The sequence below is a fragment of the Acinetobacter sp. WCHA45 genome, assembly GCF_002165255.2.
Classification (GTDB): Bacteria; Pseudomonadota; Gammaproteobacteria; order Pseudomonadales; family Moraxellaceae; genus Acinetobacter.
This window is the reverse complement of the sequence record NZ_CP028561.1, coordinates 209,536-227,838: the sequence shown is the minus strand read 5'-3', so window position 1 is coordinate 227,838 and position 18,303 is coordinate 209,536. Positions and strand designations below refer to the sequence as shown.

The following is an 18,303-nucleotide window of genomic DNA, read 5'->3' as shown; positions in this document are numbered from 1 at the left end:
TTGTAAGTAGATTAAATTAGGTTATTTAGAACCTTTAATCCCTGCTTGTAATAACAAAGCACCTAAACCACCGATTTTTTGCTCTTGTGGTTTTTCAGTTTTTGGCTTGTTATTTTGTGGACGCTTAAAGTCACCTTCTTTACGTGGCGGACGTTGACCTTGAGGCTTACGCTCTGAACGTTCAGTTCGTTCTTGCTGTGGGCGCTGTTGTTGGCGTGGCGCTTTAGCAGGTACGGAACCTTCTGCACGCATACTTAAGTTCACACGATTACGCTCCACATCAACTTGCATCACACGTACTTGCACAATTTGACCTGGTTTCACCACTTTATGTGGATCAGAAACAAATTCATTTGCAAGTTCAGAGATATGCACTAAACCATCTTGATGTACACCCACATCTACGAACGCGCCAAAGTTGGTCACATTGGTCACTACACCTTCAAGCTGCATGCCTTCAGTGAGTTGAGCAACTTCTGTAATATCTTCACGGAACTTGGCAGTACGAAACTCTGGACGTGGATCACGTGCAGGCTTTTCAAGTTCAGCTAAAATATCTTGAATCGTTGGCAAACCAAACTTGTCATCAACAAACTCATCTGCTTTGATTTGGCGGATAATTTCAGTATTACCAATAATGTCTTTTACTGTTGTGGCTTTTGCTGCAACAATCTTTTCAACCACGCCATAACTTTCTGGGTGAACCGCTGATGCATCCAATGGCTCAGAACCATTTTGAACACGTAAGAAGCCTGCTGATTGTTCAAAAGTACGCTCACCTAAACGTGGCACTTTTTTCAAGGCTTGACGGTTGTCGAAACGACCATGTTCTTTACGATATTCAACGATTTGCTGTGCAATCGCTTTGTTTAAACCTGCAATATATGCCAAGATCGCTGGAGATGCGGTATTTACATCTACGCCAACTGCATTCACACAGTCTTCAACCACAGCATCTAATGTTTTTGCTAAACCAGTTTGATTCACATCATGCTGATATTGACCCACACCAATGGATTTCGGATCAATCTTCACAAGTTCAGCCAATGGATCTTGTAAACGGCGCGCAATTGAAACCGCGCCACGAATTGAAACATCAAGCTCTGGTAATTCTTGAGAAGCAAGTTCACTTGCCGAATAAACCGATGCACCTGCTTCACTGACGGTGATACGCGTCAGTTTCAAGTCAGCATTGGCAGCCATCATTTCTGCAACAACTGCTTCAGTTTCACGACTTGCTGTACCATTACCAATCGCAATAAGTTCCACGTGGAACTCTCGGCATAAACGAGCTAACTCAGCAATTGAACCTTGTTTATCTTCTTTCGGTGCAAACGGGTAAATCGTACTATGTGCTAGAACATTGCCTGCGTCACTCACAACCGCAAGCTTTACGCCTGTACGGATACCAGGATCAACACCTAAAGTGGTACGACCACCTGCAGGTGCAGAAAGGAGTAAATGACGTAAATTTTCAGCAAACACATCCATTGCTTCAGCTTCAGCAGCTAAGCGCTTATCAGTCAATAACGAATGTTCGATTTGCGGACGAATCTTACCAAGCCAAAATAATTTTGCAGTTTGTTTTAAATAATCTTGACGGCTTTGAGGCTGAATTTGTTCAAGATTATATTCAGTTTCAATACGAGCTAACGGCGTATCATCTTCGCCGTCTACTTTTAAACCCAATACATTTTCTTGACGACCACGTAACATCGCCAATAAACGATGCGAAGGTAATTTATTTAGGTTTTCAGAAAACTCAAAATAATCACGGAATTTTTTACCGACTTCTTTTTTCTCTTCAGAAGCAACTGCGCTCTTAAGAACTGCTGTTTTAGAGAAAATTTGTTTTAATTCAGTAGTTAATCCAATATTTTGTGCCCAGTCATCAATCAAGATGTGCTGAATTGCATCAAGTTGGCTTTCGACATCTGGATAATCTTCATGACTAAAATCTGCCAATGCCTCAGTTGGATCAACTTGATCGGCAATAATTTTTTCAGCTATTGGACCTAAACCAGCTTCTTTTGCCTTAAATGATTTACTGGTACGTTTTGGACGGTACGGTGCATAAATTTCTTCTAATGCATTTTTAGTTTCTGCTGCATTCACACGCGCCAATAAATTATCACTTAATTTATCTTGTTCTTGTAAAGATTGAATCACCTTTTCACGACGCTCGTATAAATCACGTAGATAAGTTAAACGCGTGTCGAGTTGGCGTAATTGCGTATCGTCTAAGCCCTGCGTGACTTCTTTACGGTAACGTGCAATAAAAGGAACGCTAGCGCCTTCATCAATTAAACGAATAGCAGCTTCTACTTGGTTTGGACGTACGGCAAGTTCATTTGCCAACTGCTGAACTAAGTCAGTCATCGTGATTGATTCCACAAGGGTTAAGTCTAAAAGCACTGATTATAAAGTCCGTGACTATAAAATCCACTATTGTTTTTTTGAATATTTTTAGAGTAGATTATGCTAATTGATAAATACTTATAAAATACTAAGAATTTTTCGCCTAAATATTGAAAAATAGATCGATTGTCATAATTTTACCTGTATACATTTGGTATCTATCTCTTGATTTTATTGGCAATATTTGTTGCTTTATAACATAGCCAAAACTGTGCAATGAATCGTATACTCAAAGGTCTATTGATATTTCACAATCGCATTGCATAAAGACGATGACAATAAACGATAAAGGAGCACATCATGAGTTTAGTTGTACCTGCCGAATCGACGGAAACTGTACACCATGAGACAGACCGGGTCGAACGCATCTTAGTGGTCGATGATGATGTGCGTCTGCGTACCCTATTACAACGCTTTTTAGAAGATAAAGGCTTTGTGGTAAAAACTGCCCATGATGCAACCCAAATGGACCGTTTACTGCAACGTGAATTGTTCTCGCTGATCGTGCTCGATTTTATGCTCCCAGTAGAAGATGGTTTAAGTATTTGCCGTCGTTTACGTCAGTCTAATATCGACACACCGATTATCATGCTCACTGCACGTGGTAGTGATTCTGACCGCATCGCGGGTCTTGAAGCAGGTGCAGATGATTATTTACCAAAACCATTCAACCCAAATGAGCTATTAGCGCGAATTCGTGCTGTTTTACGTCGCCAAGTCCGTGAAGTGCCAGGCGCACCAAGCCAACAAGTGGAAGTGGTGAGCTTTGGTCCTTGGTCGCTCGACCTTTCTACACGCACTTTAACGCGTGAAGGTCAGGTGGTCACGTTAACGACAGGTGAATTTGCAGTATTAAAAGCTTTGGTTCAGCACCCTCGCGAACCTTTAACTCGTGATAAATTGATGAATTTGGCACGTGGTCGTGAATGGGGTGCTATGGAGCGCTCGATTGATGTCCAAGTCTCTCGTTTACGTCGTTTAATCGAAGATAATCCTGCGCGTGCCCGTTATATTCAAACGGTTTGGGGTGTAGGTTACGTATTTGTTCCAGATGGTGCTGAGTAAGTGCGGGAAACTCAACCTTGAAGCTTGAACCGATTGATCCACAAGCATTTACAGATTTCGCGACTTATTCAGAAAGACCGCGAACAAAATGGGAACGTTTTTTAGATAAAATTAAACCACGTTCTGCGGCCATGCGTACCACGATCTTGGTATTGTTCACGGTCGTTTTTAGCTTGTTTATGTCCTTGTGGTTCTTTTGGCGAACTTTATATTTACCAGAATTACAACAACATGCGCGTTATCTCGCCATTGAGCTTGAATTAGTCAATAATCCAGATATCCGTATTTTACATCGCGATACAGAAGTTGATGTCGATACATGGCTTAAAAACCGTATTGGTATTGAATACATCACTGACCCCAAAGAATTTCCAAAAATTGAAGATAAATTCTTAGCCGAGTTATTTACCAACCAAATCGAAACCAAACTTGCGAAAGAACTAGGAGTCGATAACGCTGATAACGTTACTGTATATTTTAAATTCAAACCAATACCACGTATTTGGATTCAAACGCCTGAAATGCATGGCAACTGGGTGCGTGAACCACTAAAAACGTATACTAACTACAGCGTGGAACTAATTGCAGCATGGCTATTTGGCGTTCCAATTATTTCTTCAATTATTATTTTAATTCTAGTCCGACAAATGAATCGACCATTACGTCGTTTACAGAATGCTGCCAACAATTATAGTAAAACTGGTAAAGCACCTTATCTTGATACCAATCATGGGCCACTCGAAATACGTCAAGTAAACCAAGCATTCAACCATATGGTATATACGCTTGAGCAAACTGAACGCGATCGACAAATCATGCTAGCAGGAATTTCACATGATTTACGTACGCCACTGACGCGTATCCGCCTGACCGCAGAAATGCTCCCAGATGAGTTTTTCCGCGAAGGTCTAATTTACGATGTAGATGATATGGATGCGATCCTGAATCAATTTATTTCGTATATGCGAGATGGATCTGATGAAGAACTATCACAAACCAATATTAATACATTGCTTCAAGAAGTCGCTGTACAATTTAAGCCCTTAGATATTCGTTTTGAAGCACAACAGTTACCTATCATTCCTGCCCGAAGCCTATCTTTAAAACGTTTGATTGCAAATTTAGTCAACAACGCCAAACGTTATGGCGCAGAACCAATTGAATTATCGGCAAGCCATGTAGATGATCATATTCTGATTACCGTCGCTGATCATGGTGAAGGTATTCCACCCGATCAAGTGGAAGAACTCATGCAACCCTTTGTTCGTGGTAATTCAGCACGCACGATTCAAGGAAGTGGCCTCGGCTTAGCCATTGTAAAACGTATTGTTGACATTCATCAGGGACAGATCAACATCCGCAACCGAGAGCAAGGCGGTTTAGAAGTGGTGATTTCACTTCCACTCAACCATGAAAATCTTGAAGAATCTCAAACGAATGCAATTGATAAAATTAAACAGAGCATAACTGAACATTTTTAGAACAATTCATGCTGGAAAAATAACTCTTTTTATCTCTGAAAAAGTATCACGCATTTCACATATTAGACCTTAGCCGTAGTCCAATTCCCTTTTCAAGTTTTAACGCTAAAATCCATATCTAACTAAGAAGTATATTGAGAATGGATCATGTCTTTAAGTCGTATTCGCCTTGCTACCCTACATGACAAAGTGATGAGCGCTGAACAGGCTGCTCGCTTTATTGAAAATGATATGACGGTTGGTATGAGTGGTTTTACTCGTGCTGGAGAAGCGAAAGCTGTGCCACAAGCATTGGTCGAACAAGCTAAAAAAAATCCGTTAAAAATCACATTAATTACGGGTGCAAGCCTAGGGAATGACTTAGACAAACAATTGACGGAAGCAGGTGTACTTGCTCGTCGTATGCCATTCCAAGTTGATAATACTTTACGTCGCGCCATTAATAATGGTGAAGTAATGTTTATCGACCAACATTTGTCTGAAACTGTTGAGCAAATGCGTAATCAACAGCTTAAACGTCCAGATATTGCTGTGATTGAAGCTGTTGCGATTACAGAAGATGGTCATATCGTACCGACAACCTCTGTAGGCAACTCTGCAAGTTTCGCGATTTTTGCTGAAAAAGTGATCGTTGAAATTAATACCTCATTGAGCGAAAACTTTGAGGGCTTACACGATATTTATATTCCAACATATCGTCCAACACGTACCCCACTTCCATTAACTCAAGTCGATGATCGTATTGGTTCAACTGCAATCCAAATTGACCCAGCAAAAATCGTAGGCATCGTTTTTAATAATACGGCCGACTCACCTTCAACTGTGACTGCGCCTGACGATGAAACTCAAGGGATTGCAAATCACCTTATCGCTTTCTTTGAAAAAGAAGTTGCTGCAGGTCGTTTAGCGAAAAATCTAGGTCCTTTACAAGCGGGTATTGGTTCTATTGCAAACGCTGTTCTCACTGGTTTGAAAGATTCAAACTTCGAAGATCTTGTGATGTACTCTGAAGTACTTCAAGACTGTACGTTTGAGTTGATCGATGCAGGTAAAATGAAATTTGCTTCTGGTAGCTCAATTACACTTTCAGCTCAGTGTGGCGAGCGTGTATTTGGCAATCTAGAGCACTACAAAGATAAATTAGTCTTACGTCCACAAGAAATTTCAAATCACCCTGAAATTGTGCGTCGCTTAGGTATTATTGGGATCAACACTGCCCTTGAATTTGATATTTATGGCAATGTGAACTCAACTCACGTTTGCGGTACAAAAATGATGAATGGTATCGGCGGTTCAGGTGATTTTGCACGTAATGCTCACCTTGCAATCTTTGTTACCAAGTCAATCGCAAAAGGTGGTGATATTTCATCAATCGTACCAATGGTAAGCCACGTTGATCATAATGAGCATGATGTTGACATTCTGGTAACTGAAGTTGGTTTAGCAGATTTACGTGGCTTAGCACCTCGTGAGCGCGCACGTGTGATTATTGACAACTGCGTACACCCACTTTATCAAGCTGCCTTAAATGATTATTTTGATCGTGCCTGCGAGCGCGGTGGCCATACACCTCATATTCTTCGTGAAGCACTGTCATGGCATGCGAACTTCGAAGAAACAGGTCATATGTTAGCAAACGAAAAATTAGCAAAAACTGCTTAATTTTTTACTGCACATCTTGAAAAAGGCTGAATCTATTTGATTCAGCCTTTTTCGTTTTGATCAGAATTTCAGACCATATGAAACACCTAAAATATGCTGATCCATTTCAAGATTAGCTTCACCACCGCCAAAGTTCAAAGGAATAGATTGACTTCCTTTTACGGTTTCTTTCAAACCATAGGTATATGCAACACTAAGCTCCTGTGCACGATCAATATTCCACGTCGCCCCCACGCTGAGATGATCTTGAATTACACCAGGTGCAAGAATATTCAAGAAGGTTTGATCTTGAGGAATTGGCTGATCATTATGGCTATATCCAGCTCTTATCGTCACTTGTGGACTAACTTGATATGCCGCACCAATCCTGTAAACGTTGATATCTTTCCAACCAAAACCCTGACCTTTTTCTGAACCAAAACCATTACCCGCCATCACCGAAGCTAGACTAAAAGGATTTCCAACTGAATCTACATCCGAATAATTAATACGCGCTATATCGGTTAATACAGTTAATGCAGGCGTCAATTGAAAAGCGGCTCCTACGCCGTAGCTCTCCGGTACATCAAAACCTCCTGCTTGAGCAAATAAACCGCGATATTGATCAAATTTGTCCGATTTAATTTTTGAAGAATAATTTGCACCAACAGTTACGACATCATTTAGCTTGGCACTCCAGCCGACTTTAACACCTATGCCTGTAGCAGAATCCTTACCATTATTACTCAGTTTTTGCCCATCAACAGAAAATGGTGCAAAACCTGAAATTCCTTTAGCTTCAAATCGTTGATAAAGAATGTTGGTCGCAATACCGATGGATTGGTTTTCGCTATAACGCCAAGCCACAGATGGAGAAATAAAAATCTGCGCTAAATCCACCCCTGCCTCACCTGTATTCCCAAAAGCTGCATACGGATTTTTCTTGTAGGAGGTATTCATACCGCCGTTACCATAAATCGCTAAACCCAAAGCAACCGTATCATTTACTTTCTTATTGACCGCAAATTCAGGTAGAACAAAATATTCACGTCCATTGCCACTGTAATGACCGTTGGCACCTGCCAAATTCCCCTCAATTTCAGCAGAACGCTTAGGGTTAAATATAGTCGCGCCAATATCGACACGACTGTCTAACCAAGCCAATCCAGAAGGATTATTCGCAATCGTTAAAGCATCGTTAAATGCCGCTATGGAGGCTCCTGCGTTTCCCTGCACCTTTACCCCATAGCCATGCATAAAATAACCTGTTGTCGCGAATACTGATGACGATAAAGCGGATAAAAATAATGTAGGAAGTGTAAACCCAAGCAACTTTTGCATAACTTATCTTCAGTAAAAATAATATATGTACAAGTATATTGTTTTTCTTTTATTCAGATAACTAAGTTAATTTGAGAAGCATATTCTTTTTATTCATAAACAGATTTTTTGATCAAAACACATCCCATTTTGCTTCATGCATAAAAGAGCCCTAAACTTGAGTTTAGGGCTTTTTGAATATGGTGGCGGGACCCAGGATCGAACTGGGGACACACGGATTTTCAATCCGTTGCTCTACCGACTGAGCTATCGCGCCAATGGGGTGTATTAAGCCGTATCTCAGCTCAATAGTCAATAATTATCATGAGCTTTTGATTTGATTGCCCATTTTTCACGCAATCAATTTTGGGTAAAAAAAATCCCCGATGGGATCGGGGATTGAAAATACAATTTATGGTGGCGGGACCCAGGATCGAACTGGGGACACACGGATTTTCAATCCGTTGCTCTACCGACTGAGCTATCGCGCCAAAGTGGGCGTATTAAACAATGTTTACACACGTGCGTCAAGCAAATTTGTGGATTTTCCTATCAAACGTCTAATTTTACTGCAAATCGCAAACCAATTAGACTTTAATTCTAGATTTTGCCCAAATGCGATAAACAACGATGAATTGCCCCACAACCTGGTTCAAAATGCTTTACACCTTGTTCCTCTTCGATACGGCACACTTCTTCAACCAAACGCTCTGCAACCCCACGTCCACGATTGGATGGATGTACGACAATATATTCTAAAACACGGCTTTCACCTTGTCCTGTTGCCCAAATTGCACCTATAATTTTGGTGTTAAATTCAGCGGTATAAACTGTGGTATATTGCTGTAGATTTTGCGCAAGTTGCTCCATTGCATCTTGCCCATCACCAAACTCTGGGCTGGTATCGTAGAGTCGCTCGAGCTGAGTACGAATTCCTAGATTATCTAGTGTACTGTAAGCATGTACGGTAATAGGCATTGATAAACCCTCCTGAGCAAACTATGATGCTGTCACTTTTTCGTCACAGCGAAACTATCGGTTTTTAATTCTATCATTTTTGACGTTTTTTGAGGAACGTGTCCATGACGCAACGTATCAGTGAAGTGGTAAGAAACACCAACGAAACCAAAATTCGAGTTCGTCTCAATCTCGATGGTACGGGTCAAGGCACACTCAACACTGGAGTTCCATTTTTAGACCATATGATTGATCAAATCAAGCGTCATGGTTTATTTGATATCGATATTCATTGCGATGGTGACTTAGAAATTGATGATCACCATACTGTTGAAGATTGTGGAATCACCTTGGGGCAAGCATTTGCACAAGCTTTAGGTGATAAAAAAGGCTTACGTCGTTATGGGCATTTTTATGCACCACTTGATGAAGCACTTTCTCGTGTTATTGTTGATCTATCTGGTCGTCCGGGTTTATTTATGGATATTCCATTCACTCGCGCTCGTATCGGCACGTTTGATGTCGATTTGTTCTCTGAGTTTTTCCAAGGTTTTGTCAACCATGCACTGATCACGCTGCATATTGACAACCTGAAAGGCAAAAACAGCCACCACCAGATTGAAAGTGTGTTTAAGGCGTTGGCTCGCGCATTGCGTATGGCATGTGAAATTGATCCACGTGCAGAAAATACCATTGCTTCGACCAAAGGTAGCTTGTAATGACACGTATTGCTTTACTTGATTATGGTATGGGTAATTTACACTCTGCAGCAAAAGCTTTAGAGCATGTGGGTGCAATTGTCGATGTGACCAATGATCCAAAACTGATTGCTAAAGCAGATAAAATTGTATTTCCTGGCGTAGGTGCCATGCGTGACTGTATGCGAGGCATGCATGAGGCAGGAATTGATGAAGTCGTTCGTCAAGCGGCTTTTAACAAACCTGTACTCGCGATTTGTGTTGGCATGCAAGCATTGCTACAAAGCTCTGAAGAGAATGGTGGCGTAGAAGCTTTGGGTATTTTTGAGGGTGTGGTCAAACACTTCCCTGAAATTCCGAATTTAAAAGTTCCGCACATGGGTTGGAACCAAGTACATCAACTTGATCCAAGTCATCCGATGTGGAATAACATTGAGCAGGACGCACGTTTCTATTTTGTGCATAGTTATTATGTTGAGCCAAAAGATTCGACTATTACGGCGGCAACCTGTGATTATGGCGTGAATTTCTGTACGGCGATTCACAAAGACAATTTATTCGCGACCCAATTCCATCCTGAGAAAAGTCATATTGCTGGTTTGCAGTTGTTAAAAAACTTTGTGGAATGGAAGATTTAATCCAATCAAACAGCAGCAATACGCTGAATAACGATTTTCCATAATGAAAAAGCCAAGTTTTCTCACTTGGCTTTTTCATTTCCATAAAACTGTTTAAGCTCAACCAAAAATTTTGAGTTTCATAAAATGGAAATGTAGCAACAAACAACTCTTTTAAAAACTGCGATTGCTCTACTTTTCCAACGCTATTTTGTCAAAAACAAAAAAATCAGCACTTCAAACTGGTCTGTCAAACAGCTAAGTCCTCAACAAATCAATTATGCTGCCGCCGATGCTTATGCCGCATTGTTGATATACCAATACCTATATCATCAGCAGTTACTACCTCCTCAAATTCAACAACAAATAGTAAGAATACTTCAAGGTTCAGCAGACAAGGCTTAGCGATTGATCAATACTTTGTTAATATGTAACCAATTTAAACTTTATGATGACGCTAGGAGCGAAAGCATGCTAATCATCCCTGCAATTGACCTGAAAGATGGTAAATGTGTTCGTTTAAAACAAGGACGTATGGAAGACGATACCGTTTTCTCTGATGATCCTGTCGCAACTGCACAACATTGGGTTGATGAAGGCGCACGTCGTTTACATTTAGTTGATTTAAATGGTGCTTTCGCAGGTACGCCAATTCACAAACCTGTGGTGGAAGCGATTGCACGTGCACAACCAGAACTTCCAATTCAAATTGGTGGTGGTATTCGCTCACTTGAAACCATTGAGCACTATTTGGAAGCAGGCGTATCTTTCGTCATCATTGGCACAAAAGCAGTAAAAGAACCTGAATTTGTTGAAGAGGCATGCAAACGCTTTGCAGGTCATATCATTGTTGGCATTGATGCCATCAATGGTATGGTTGCGACAGATGGCTGGGCAAATGTAACTGACGTGAAGGCAACTGATCTTGCAAAACGTTTTGCAGATGCTGGTGTTTCAAGCATTGTTTATACCGATATCGCACGTGATGGTATGATGCAAGGTGTTAACGTTGAGCAAACTGTTCATTTAGCACAATACTCTGGCTTACCTGTGATCGCTTCAGGTGGTGTGACCAATCTGGATGATGTTCGCAACCTGAAAGGCCAGCAAGGTATTTTAGGTGCGATTACAGGTCGTGCAATTTATGAAGGTACTCTCAACCTTCGTGAGGCTCAGTTATTGCTGGATGAAGATCGCCTGTAATCTGATGCAAAAGAAGCTATCTTTTCGATGGCTTCTTTTTTATTTAATACAACACATTACGAATAAATTTTAATACGCATGTGCCACGATTAATATAACGATAGCTCACATCACTTTCAAAAAGCATTGACTGACCTGCGTAAATCACACGAGTTTCATTTTCAAATTCAAGGCTTAACTCCCCTTCTAAAACATAAATGAGTTCTCGCCAGCCGATTGGATCTGCATCGGCACAATATTCCTCTCCTACCGCAAGTGACCAATTCCACAACTCAGTTTGGGTATGTGTTGATACAGCAGCCAAAAGTGTCGCATGGCTGTCTTGAGCTTTTCCTTGCCATGCAAGCGCATTCACAATTGCGTTTTCACTTACCTCAGGATTACTCACGAGTCTTTTAAAATCGACAGCCAAAACAGCAGCAATCGCATCTAGCTTGGCTAAACTAATATTTACTTGTCCTGTTTCCAAGGCAGCAATAGTCCGTCGACTCACACCTGCCCGATCCGCTAATTCTTGTTGGCTGAGTTGTGATTGATCGCGGAAATAACGAATATTTTTTCCTACATATTGCAGAACAGTTTCAGCTTGGTTCATTTACATTCGTAGTCAAATTAATTTAAGTGCAATATATTGCACAAAACTCTAAAATAATACAATATGTGCAATATATTGCACTCCCATCTTAGGTTTGTTGTTGTGACATCTTTATCTCAATCTCCCAAAGCAGCTCAATTTGCACTCATTTTCATTACCATGATTTGGGGTGGAACTTTTCTAGCGGTGCAATACGCTCTGAATTTTAGTAGCCCTATGTTTTTTGTGGGTTGTCGTTTTGCTATCGCAGCCTTGGCGATTTTTTTAATCTCAATAAAATCAATGCGTGGGTTAACTTTAAAAGAAATACTTGCAGGAACGGCGATTGGTATCGTGATTGCGATTGGTTATGGCACCCAAACCATTGCGTTACAAACGATTTTAAGTAGTGAATCTGCCTTTTTAACCGCACTGTATGTGCCTCTTGTCCCTATTTTAATGTGGGTTATTTTCCAAAAAAGACCTTCTCTGATGACATGGTTAGGAACTGCACTCGCTTTTACTGGATTAGTGCTTTTAACTGGAAATGGCATCTCCAATATCAGTTTAAGCTATGGACAAACACTGACCTTAATTTGTGCCTTTTTGATTGCGCTAGAAATTATTTTGATTGGTTATTTCGCAGGAAAAGTTAATTTAAGACGAGTCACCGTTATTCAATTGGCTGTTGCATCATTTTTATCATTTGCCAGTATGCCATTGGTTGGCGAACATAATATTCCTAGTTTTTCATGGCAATTAAGCATTCTAGTGCTTAGTTTGGGTTTAGCCAGTGCACTGATTCAATTTGTAATGAATTGGGCACAACGAATGGTCGACCCAACCCGTGCTGCAATTATTTATGCAGGTGAACCTGTTTGGGCAGGTGTATTTGGAAGAGTCGCAGGCGAGCGATTACCATTATTGGCTTTATTCGGTGGGTGTTTAGTGGTGCTTGGTGTTTTAGTCAGTGAATTAAAATTCAAAATATTAGAAAAGAAAAAGAGAGCTAAATAGTGCCCCCTTTCTATAATCTATGGTGCTTTCTTTTTTAACAACATCTGTGGCTGATAATATTCAACCGTTGGTATCTGTTCATAGAATGGGTGCAATAATGTTTTCCACTGCTGATATTCAGGAGATTTCCTAAAACCTTCAGTATGATTTTCGACACGATCCCAAAAGACCATCAAAATATAGCGATGCTGGTCTTCGACATGTTTAATGAGCTGTACAGCATTCAAACCTTCCATTGGATAAATAATCTCTTTGGCTTGCTGAAAAGCCAATTCAAAAGCTTCACATTGATCAGGCTTAATATTTAAATGCACATGCGCAATAATCATGGTTGATCCAATTTATTGATACATTGGCTTATTATCATTTAATGCAATTAAACCTCGAATTGCCCGATAAACAATCCAGACCCATGCAGCAAAAATCACGAAACCACAAAATATAGTACTTGAGAGTGCGACACCTGCAAAAGCATTGGCATTATCGCCTGTAAAAAACAGAAAGAAAAATGGGATAAATGCAATGATATTCCAAGCCAAATACCACCAAAAGGTACGAATTTGCCAAGTAAAATGACTCTCAAAAATTGAACCTTGCACATCACTACGTTTTACATAGTTAATAATTAAAGCAATAATCGCCAACAAACCACCACTAAAAATCGCAATGATATAAAGGACATAGAGAACCAAAGTTAAGGTGCGGTTTGGATCTTGATCAACGGAATAATTCATTTTTATTTATCTCCAAAAACTCTCCTCCCAATTAATAAAACACGTTGAGTGGAGAAATTAACCAACATATCAACAATATATGAAAGACTATGGTACAGAAATAAATCTTACGAAACGGTTGTTTTTGTGTTTTATGTCTCAGTTTTTGCTGAGCAAGCCACCCTCCACACCAACCACCCAAAGAATCCACGATATGCAAAGTCTGCTCTGGAACACGGCGATTTCCCAATTGTGCTGCTTCTTTGTCTTGCGCATACAACCAATAACTAACGACATTCATCAAGCTAACAAACAGCAAAGTATACGGCGGCAGCAATTTACTAAAACTTGCAATCAGCATAAATACAATATAAATCACAATACCAATCTGCATCGCTGACCAACGCTTGGCAGATGTCGGCTGAGCAGGTTTGCTGCGATGTTCAATTACTTGTGATGCTTTTAAATAAGTTGCTTGCTGAGCGCGATAACGACCGCGCTCATCCAAAATGACTACATATTCCAAGGCACACCCCACAATTGGACGCGGCCCTGTGCGAGCAAAGTCTTTGATATGGATAAAAACACGATCTTTATGTGCATCATTCGGTTGAATAAAGCCATAGCCTTTATCATCGAACCATTCAACTAAACGCCCTTGATCTCGCATATTCCTACCCTAAACCTAAAACTTGTTGTAAACGGTTTTGTAACATCATGCGCATTTCCATAGGGTTTTTTTGTGAAATATCTTCACCTGTCCGCCCTTCTGCTGCATTTTTCTGTGCGACCTGTAAACGCATACACCAAAAACGACAAGCAGCCATTGCTAGGAAAATATCCAGACAAGCCAATTCATCTTGTGTCAGTGGACGAATGCTTTGATAAGCACCTAAGAATGCCTCAGCTTTTTCTATATCCAAATGGGCTTGTGGATAAGCTGTACAGAAGTCATTGATACTAATCGCAATATCAAATAGCCATTCATCTTGATTGAGTTCATAAAAATCAAGAATACCTTGTAATTGATCTCCCTGAAACAAGGTATTATCCCGAAATAAATCAGAATGAATAAAGCCTATTGGTCGGTTTGGATATGCTTGCGTAATCACTGTAAATAAGTGAAAGACCTGATTTAAAAGTTGTTGATCTGCTTGAATCAATTGAGGACGTAATTGGTTTGCTACTTCAGACCAGTATTGATGATTGCGATTAAAATCACGTTCCAAAGGAAAGCCCTGCAAAGCCAAATGCAATTTTGCCTGCGCTTGAGCAATCGCCTGTACTTGTTTAATACTGGCTTGTTCAGGATGTTCACCCATCAAACGAGGTGCAATCTGAGCAGGTTTATCTGCAATGCTATGAATCGCCTGCCCATTGTATTTTAAGGGCACCGCCACAGGTACGCCTGCCTTACCCAAACAATCCAGTACAGGTACCAGTTCACCTGCCCCCTCAGCATCTAATTCTTCAAAAACCGTTAAAACATAGTGTTGTTTTGATTGATCCACCAAAAAATAATTGGTGTTTTGAATACCGCCTTGGATTGGAATCAGGTCAATTACTGCTAAACCATAAGGCTCAGCGAATGCTTGAACTTCTTCTAAACTCAACGGGGTATAAACCGACATGGAAAACCTGCAAAAAATAGCTGTGAAGTTTGATAGAATACCTGTTCCCTCCATGAAGGTGTAGCACCCCTTTCTTTATTGGCGATTTTTTGGAAAATTTTATGCTCGCAAAACGTATTATCCCTTGCTTAGATGTTGATAATGGTCGAGTCGTCAAAGGCGTTCAATTTCTTGATATTCGTGACGCAGGTGACCCTGTTGAAGTCGCACGTCGTTATAACGAACAAGGCGCCGATGAAATTACATTTTTAGATATTACTGCTACCCATCATGGACGCGATACGACTTACCGTACGGTAGAACGTATGGCTGAAAGCGTGTTTGTACCTTTAACTGTTGGTGGTGGTGTCCGTAAAGTTGAAGATATTCGTTTATTACTAAATGCAGGTGCTGATAAAGTCAGTATCAACTCGGCAGCGGTATTTACCCCTGAGTTTGTTCAAGAAGCTTCTCAACGTTTTGGCGCACAATGTATTGTGGTCGCAATTGATGCGAAAAAAACTGGCGAAAATAAGTGGGAAATCTTTACCCACGGTGGTCGTAAGCCAACAGGAATTGATGCGATTGAATGGGCTGTGAAAATGGCTGACTTCGGTGCGGGCGAATTGCTGATTACCAGTATGGATGCCGATGGAACCAAAGCGGGTTATGACATTGCCTTGATGCGTCAGATCAATGATCGTGTCAATATTCCGACCATCGCATCAGGTGGCGTAGGCAATTTACAACATTTGGCTGACGGAATTTTGAAAGGCGGTGCAGATGCGGTACTGGCTGCTTCAATTTTCCATTTTGGTCAACATACAATTCCAGAAGCTAAGCAATATTTGGCTGAGCAAGGGATTGAAATGCGTCTTTAAACGCGAGTATTACTTAAAAAACAACCTCTCAAAATCATCGTTTGAGAGGTTTTTTTATTCACTCAACATTTCCTCAGACAAAAAAATACCTTGCGGAGCAAGGCATGGAAACTGCGTTTATACAACGCTAGAGGGTAAACGTGAATTTTTTCATTTTGATTAAATTCTGAGCACTTTCAATGCTTGAGCTAAGATAACGGGATAACACATAAAAATATTGACATTAAAAACTCATTTTATTGACAATTCACGACATGACTCATGAAAGCATCGTCACAATGCTTATGCTTTATGGTCACATGTCGCATTTTCCACTAAGCCACTGATTCTTGTTGCTCCGCATCGGCTACAGGTGGTGTCACTAACTTTGGTTTTTGCTCAACCCACTTCGCAGGGAAAACCGATTCAATCGCTTGCGTCAATGCTTTTGAAAGTGGTGCAGGTAACGGTAGACCGAGTGGATTGGCTTCTTTTAAATCAGCCGAGGACACCACACGCGTTCCCATCACATAATCAAACCATGGTCGCGTTACACACCAGTTAGCATCTTGATTTGAGTTCATGTGATGATCATAGTGCCACGGGATCGTGCGCTTCGCCCAATCAGGCTCAAGATGGGCACGGCGATGAACATAATAATAATTCCCCGCACTATAAATCGCTGCAAGTGCCATGCCTTTTGAAAAAGGATAGAACACAACACTGGCCACACCTGCCACAACAGCAAGTGACATTAATTCATTTCGAGTACGCCAGCTATCCAAACCTTCAACATAACAGTCATCGGAAAACTCTTGCTTACGCACTTCACGATGATGTGCCCAGTGTGATTCCATCTGTTTTGGCGTTGGACTGAAACGTGGCTTGCCTTTACGGTGTACCCCATGCAATAGATATTTATGAGCAAACCATTCATATGCATTTGCAACTGCCAAACCTGCAACAAAACCCTTCAACATGGTTTTCTCCAAATGTTTCCTTATTTTTTTAAAGATATAAATTTTTGTAGGCGAAGTATTGACGATACGATATATTTATATTGACAAAACACGACAGAATAAGGAGTAGACAGGATGTCCCAACTCAAGAACTATACAGGCTCTGTTTATGGCGGATTAGGGCATTTATTAAAGGCTTATTGCGAAACAAAAAATATTGAAATTCCTGAGCAATTACAACAAGTCCAAAATCTTGAACGTTTTGATTACGTCGTTTGGCGTGACTTACTTGAAGATCTTAATCGTTTAAATCCCAAGACAGGTTTAGGCTTAGAAATTGCAGAGCACGTACAACCTAAACATTTAGGAATTATTGCTTATCTCGCACTGTCATGTGAAAACTTGGGCGAAGCATTGGCGCGTTATCATGATTTTCATCGCTTAATTTATGATGGTAGCCCTCTCGTCGTTGAATTTAACCCACCCTACGCATCAATCCGCTGGGAAGCTCCAGAACCCAACCCAACCCAATTAACAGATGAAATTGCAATTGCGCTGATGGTGCAATTCCTTAAGTTATTTATGTCAGGTGAAGATCTCAATCTACACGAAGTGCATTTTGTGAATACCGCACCGAAAAACATTATGGTTTATGAGCAGTATTTCCGTTGTAAAGTCCGTTTTGATCAGCCTAAAACTCAGCTACTTCTACCTGTTACCGAAGCCTTTAAGCCACTTCGAACAGGCGATCACACTTTACAGCAATTGTTGCTACAACAAGCTCAAGCTTTATTGGATAAGCTTCCCAATTCCACTCAACTCGATCAACGCTTGCAACATACAATTATGACTGGATTACAAAAAAATCAATATCAGATTGATTTTATCGCTGAGAAATTGGGACTTTCTGTACGACAATTACAGCGTCATTTACAGCAGCAAAACACAACCTTTCAGGAGCGTGTCCAACAAGTCCGCTTTATGTTGGCTACAGAATACTTAAAAGATCCGCACCTGAGTTTGCAAGAAATCTCTTTATTACTTTGCTACTCAGAACAAAGTGCTTTTCAACGTGCTTTTAAACTTTGGACAGGACAAACTCCTCAACAATGGCGAAAGAACAATACCATTTATAGTTCTTAATCAAATTGATAAGGAAACGATGGTTTC

At 40.6% G+C, this 18,303-nt stretch carries 18 protein-coding genes, 2 tRNA genes and 1 pseudogene; 10 read left to right on the top strand and 11 right to left on the bottom strand.

Annotation, left to right across the window (positions count from 1 at the left end):
- Positions 1–21: 21 nt before the first annotated feature.
- Positions 22–2,379, bottom strand: a complete 2,358-nt coding sequence (locus tag CDG55_RS02305) for a Tex family protein (protein ID WP_087535949.1) — start codon at positions 2,377–2,379, stop codon at positions 22–24.
- A 339-nt stretch (positions 2,380–2,718) separates the two neighbouring features.
- Between CDG55_RS02305 and ompR the strand changes: the two genes are divergently transcribed.
- The 3 genes from ompR to CDG55_RS02290 all read left to right on the top strand — a co-directional run bounded on the left by ompR (position 2,719) and on the right by CDG55_RS02290 (position 6,626).
- Positions 2,719–3,483, top strand: a complete 765-nt coding sequence (gene ompR, locus CDG55_RS02300; RefSeq protein WP_004657337.1) for a two-component system response regulator OmpR — start codon at positions 2,719–2,721, stop codon at positions 3,481–3,483.
- Between the two features lie 17 nt (positions 3,484–3,500).
- Positions 3,501–4,964 carry an ATP-binding protein gene (locus CDG55_RS02295; RefSeq protein WP_087535948.1) on the top strand — a complete coding sequence of 488 codons (1,464 nt, stop codon included), beginning with the start codon at positions 3,501–3,503 and terminating at the stop codon, positions 4,962–4,964.
- A gap of 147 nt (positions 4,965–5,111) precedes the next feature.
- Positions 5,112–6,626, top strand: coding sequence for an acetyl-CoA hydrolase/transferase family protein (locus CDG55_RS02290; protein ID WP_004660065.1), 1,515 nt, complete (start codon positions 5,112–5,114; stop codon positions 6,624–6,626).
- A 60-nt stretch (positions 6,627–6,686) separates the two neighbouring features.
- On the opposite strand, the gene CDG55_RS02285 is transcribed toward CDG55_RS02290, so the two are convergent.
- The 4 genes from CDG55_RS02285 to CDG55_RS02270 form a co-directional block, all read right to left on the bottom strand.
- Positions 6,687–7,946, bottom strand: coding sequence for an OmpP1/FadL family transporter (locus CDG55_RS02285; RefSeq protein WP_087535947.1), 1,260 nt, complete (start codon positions 7,944–7,946; stop codon positions 6,687–6,689).
- A 180-nt stretch (positions 7,947–8,126) separates the two neighbouring features.
- A tRNA-Phe gene (locus CDG55_RS02280) sits at positions 8,127–8,202 on the bottom strand.
- A gap of 138 nt (positions 8,203–8,340) precedes the next feature.
- A tRNA-Phe gene (locus CDG55_RS02275) sits at positions 8,341–8,416 on the bottom strand.
- Between the two features lie 109 nt (positions 8,417–8,525).
- On the bottom strand, positions 8,526–8,903 hold the full coding sequence (locus CDG55_RS02270; protein WP_005156683.1) for a GNAT family N-acetyltransferase: 378 nt from the start codon (positions 8,901–8,903) through the stop codon (positions 8,526–8,528).
- A 104-nt stretch (positions 8,904–9,007) separates the two neighbouring features.
- On the opposite strand from CDG55_RS02270, the gene hisB reads away from it, so the two are divergent.
- The 4 genes and pseudogenes from hisB to hisA all read left to right on the top strand — a co-directional run bounded on the left by hisB (position 9,008) and on the right by hisA (position 11,400).
- Positions 9,008–9,601, top strand: coding sequence for an imidazoleglycerol-phosphate dehydratase HisB (hisB, locus tag CDG55_RS02265; protein WP_087535946.1), 594 nt, complete (start codon positions 9,008–9,010; stop codon positions 9,599–9,601).
- On the top strand, positions 9,601–10,218 hold the full coding sequence (gene hisH, locus CDG55_RS02260; RefSeq protein WP_087535945.1) for an imidazole glycerol phosphate synthase subunit HisH: 618 nt from the start codon (positions 9,601–9,603) through the stop codon (positions 10,216–10,218). The genes hisB and hisH overlap by 1 nt, the downstream gene beginning before the upstream one ends.
- Positions 10,219–10,371: 153 nt before the next feature.
- Positions 10,372–10,602, top strand: a pseudogene (locus tag CDG55_RS02255) (3'-5' exonuclease domain-containing protein 2); the annotation flags it as partial.
- Between the two features lie 66 nt (positions 10,603–10,668).
- On the top strand, positions 10,669–11,400 hold the full coding sequence (hisA, locus tag CDG55_RS02250; RefSeq protein ID WP_087535944.1) for a 1-(5-phosphoribosyl)-5-[(5-phosphoribosylamino)methylideneamino]imidazole-4-carboxamide isomerase: 732 nt from the start codon (positions 10,669–10,671) through the stop codon (positions 11,398–11,400).
- A gap of 43 nt (positions 11,401–11,443) precedes the next feature.
- Here the strand turns inward: hisA and CDG55_RS02245 are convergent, their stop codons facing one another.
- Positions 11,444–11,995: a helix-turn-helix domain-containing protein gene (locus CDG55_RS02245; protein WP_087535943.1), complete on the bottom strand. Its 552-nt coding sequence runs from the start codon at positions 11,993–11,995 to the stop codon at positions 11,444–11,446.
- A gap of 63 nt (positions 11,996–12,058) precedes the next feature.
- Between CDG55_RS02245 and CDG55_RS02240 the strand changes: the two genes are divergently transcribed.
- Positions 12,059–12,991, top strand: coding sequence for a DMT family transporter (locus CDG55_RS02240; RefSeq protein ID WP_416333001.1), 933 nt, complete (start codon positions 12,059–12,061; stop codon positions 12,989–12,991).
- A 17-nt stretch (positions 12,992–13,008) separates the two neighbouring features.
- Here the strand turns inward: CDG55_RS02240 and CDG55_RS02235 are convergent, their stop codons facing one another.
- The 4 genes from CDG55_RS02235 to CDG55_RS02220 are packed head-to-tail and all read right to left on the bottom strand — an operon-like array spanning position 13,009 to position 15,335.
- Positions 13,009–13,320: an antibiotic biosynthesis monooxygenase family protein gene (locus tag CDG55_RS02235; RefSeq protein WP_087535941.1), complete on the bottom strand. Its 312-nt coding sequence runs from the start codon at positions 13,318–13,320 to the stop codon at positions 13,009–13,011.
- A gap of 12 nt (positions 13,321–13,332) precedes the next feature.
- Positions 13,333–13,725: a DUF4870 family protein gene (locus CDG55_RS02230; protein ID WP_005156704.1), complete on the bottom strand. Its 393-nt coding sequence runs from the start codon at positions 13,723–13,725 to the stop codon at positions 13,333–13,335.
- Between the two features lie 31 nt (positions 13,726–13,756).
- The gene (locus tag CDG55_RS02225; protein ID WP_005156707.1) at positions 13,757–14,374 is read right to left on the bottom strand and encodes a DUF1294 domain-containing protein; all 618 of its coding nucleotides are present in this window, start codon (positions 14,372–14,374) and stop codon (positions 13,757–13,759) included.
- 4 nt (positions 14,375–14,378) lie between these two features.
- Entirely contained in the window at positions 14,379–15,335 is a 957-nt protein-coding gene (locus tag CDG55_RS02220) for a homoserine kinase (RefSeq protein ID WP_087535940.1), read from the bottom strand.
- Between the two features lie 101 nt (positions 15,336–15,436).
- Here CDG55_RS02220 and hisF point away from each other — a divergent pair, with 101 nt between their 5' ends.
- Complete coding sequence (hisF, locus tag CDG55_RS02215; RefSeq protein WP_004659983.1) at positions 15,437–16,195, top strand: imidazole glycerol phosphate synthase subunit HisF; 759 nt, start codon at positions 15,437–15,439, stop codon at positions 16,193–16,195.
- Positions 16,196–16,509: 314 nt separating this feature from the next.
- On the opposite strand, the gene CDG55_RS02210 is transcribed toward hisF, so the two are convergent.
- Positions 16,510–17,154 (bottom strand): sterol desaturase family protein, encoded by a 645-nt coding sequence (locus CDG55_RS02210; RefSeq protein WP_087535939.1) that lies wholly within the window; start codon positions 17,152–17,154, stop codon positions 16,510–16,512.
- Positions 17,155–17,268: 114 nt separating this feature from the next.
- Between CDG55_RS02210 and CDG55_RS02205 the strand changes: the two genes are divergently transcribed.
- Positions 17,269–18,276 carry an AraC family transcriptional regulator gene (locus CDG55_RS02205; protein WP_087535938.1) on the top strand — a complete coding sequence of 336 codons (1,008 nt, stop codon included), beginning with the start codon at positions 17,269–17,271 and terminating at the stop codon, positions 18,274–18,276.
- Positions 18,277–18,303: the final 27 nt, after the last annotated feature.

Coding starts and splice junctions, on each gene's coding strand:
- hisH (WP_087535945.1), top strand. CDS start 9,601: ATGACACGTATTGCTTTACTTGATTATGGTATGGGTAATTTACACTCT.
- CDG55_RS02290 (WP_004660065.1), top strand. CDS start 5,112: ATGTCTTTAAGTCGTATTCGCCTTGCTACCCTACATGACAAAGTGATG.
- CDG55_RS02220 (WP_087535940.1), bottom strand. CDS start 15,335: ATGTCGGTTTATACCCCGTTGAGTTTAGAAGAAGTTCAAGCATTCGCT.
- hisB (WP_087535946.1), top strand. CDS start 9,008: ATGACGCAACGTATCAGTGAAGTGGTAAGAAACACCAACGAAACCAAA.
- CDG55_RS02305 (WP_087535949.1), bottom strand. CDS start 2,379: ATGACTGACTTAGTTCAGCAGTTGGCAAATGAACTTGCCGTACGTCCA.
- CDG55_RS02240 (WP_416333001.1), top strand. CDS start 12,059: ATGTGCAATATATTGCACTCCCATCTTAGGTTTGTTGTTGTGACATCT.
- ompR (WP_004657337.1), top strand. CDS start 2,719: ATGAGTTTAGTTGTACCTGCCGAATCGACGGAAACTGTACACCATGAG.
- CDG55_RS02225 (WP_005156707.1), bottom strand. CDS start 14,374: ATGCGAGATCAAGGGCGTTTAGTTGAATGGTTCGATGATAAAGGCTAT.
- hisA (WP_087535944.1), top strand. CDS start 10,669: ATGCTAATCATCCCTGCAATTGACCTGAAAGATGGTAAATGTGTTCGT.
- CDG55_RS02230 (WP_005156704.1), bottom strand. CDS start 13,725: ATGAATTATTCCGTTGATCAAGATCCAAACCGCACCTTAACTTTGGTT.
- CDG55_RS02245 (WP_087535943.1), bottom strand. CDS start 11,995: ATGAACCAAGCTGAAACTGTTCTGCAATATGTAGGAAAAAATATTCGT.
- CDG55_RS02210 (WP_087535939.1), bottom strand. CDS start 17,154: ATGTTGAAGGGTTTTGTTGCAGGTTTGGCAGTTGCAAATGCATATGAA.
- CDG55_RS02235 (WP_087535941.1), bottom strand. CDS start 13,320: ATGATTATTGCGCATGTGCATTTAAATATTAAGCCTGATCAATGTGAA.
- hisF (WP_004659983.1), top strand. CDS start 15,437: ATGCTCGCAAAACGTATTATCCCTTGCTTAGATGTTGATAATGGTCGA.
- CDG55_RS02270 (WP_005156683.1), bottom strand. CDS start 8,903: ATGCCTATTACCGTACATGCTTACAGTACACTAGATAATCTAGGAATT.
- CDG55_RS02285 (WP_087535947.1), bottom strand. CDS start 7,946: ATGCAAAAGTTGCTTGGGTTTACACTTCCTACATTATTTTTATCCGCT.
- CDG55_RS02205 (WP_087535938.1), top strand. CDS start 17,269: ATGTCCCAACTCAAGAACTATACAGGCTCTGTTTATGGCGGATTAGGG.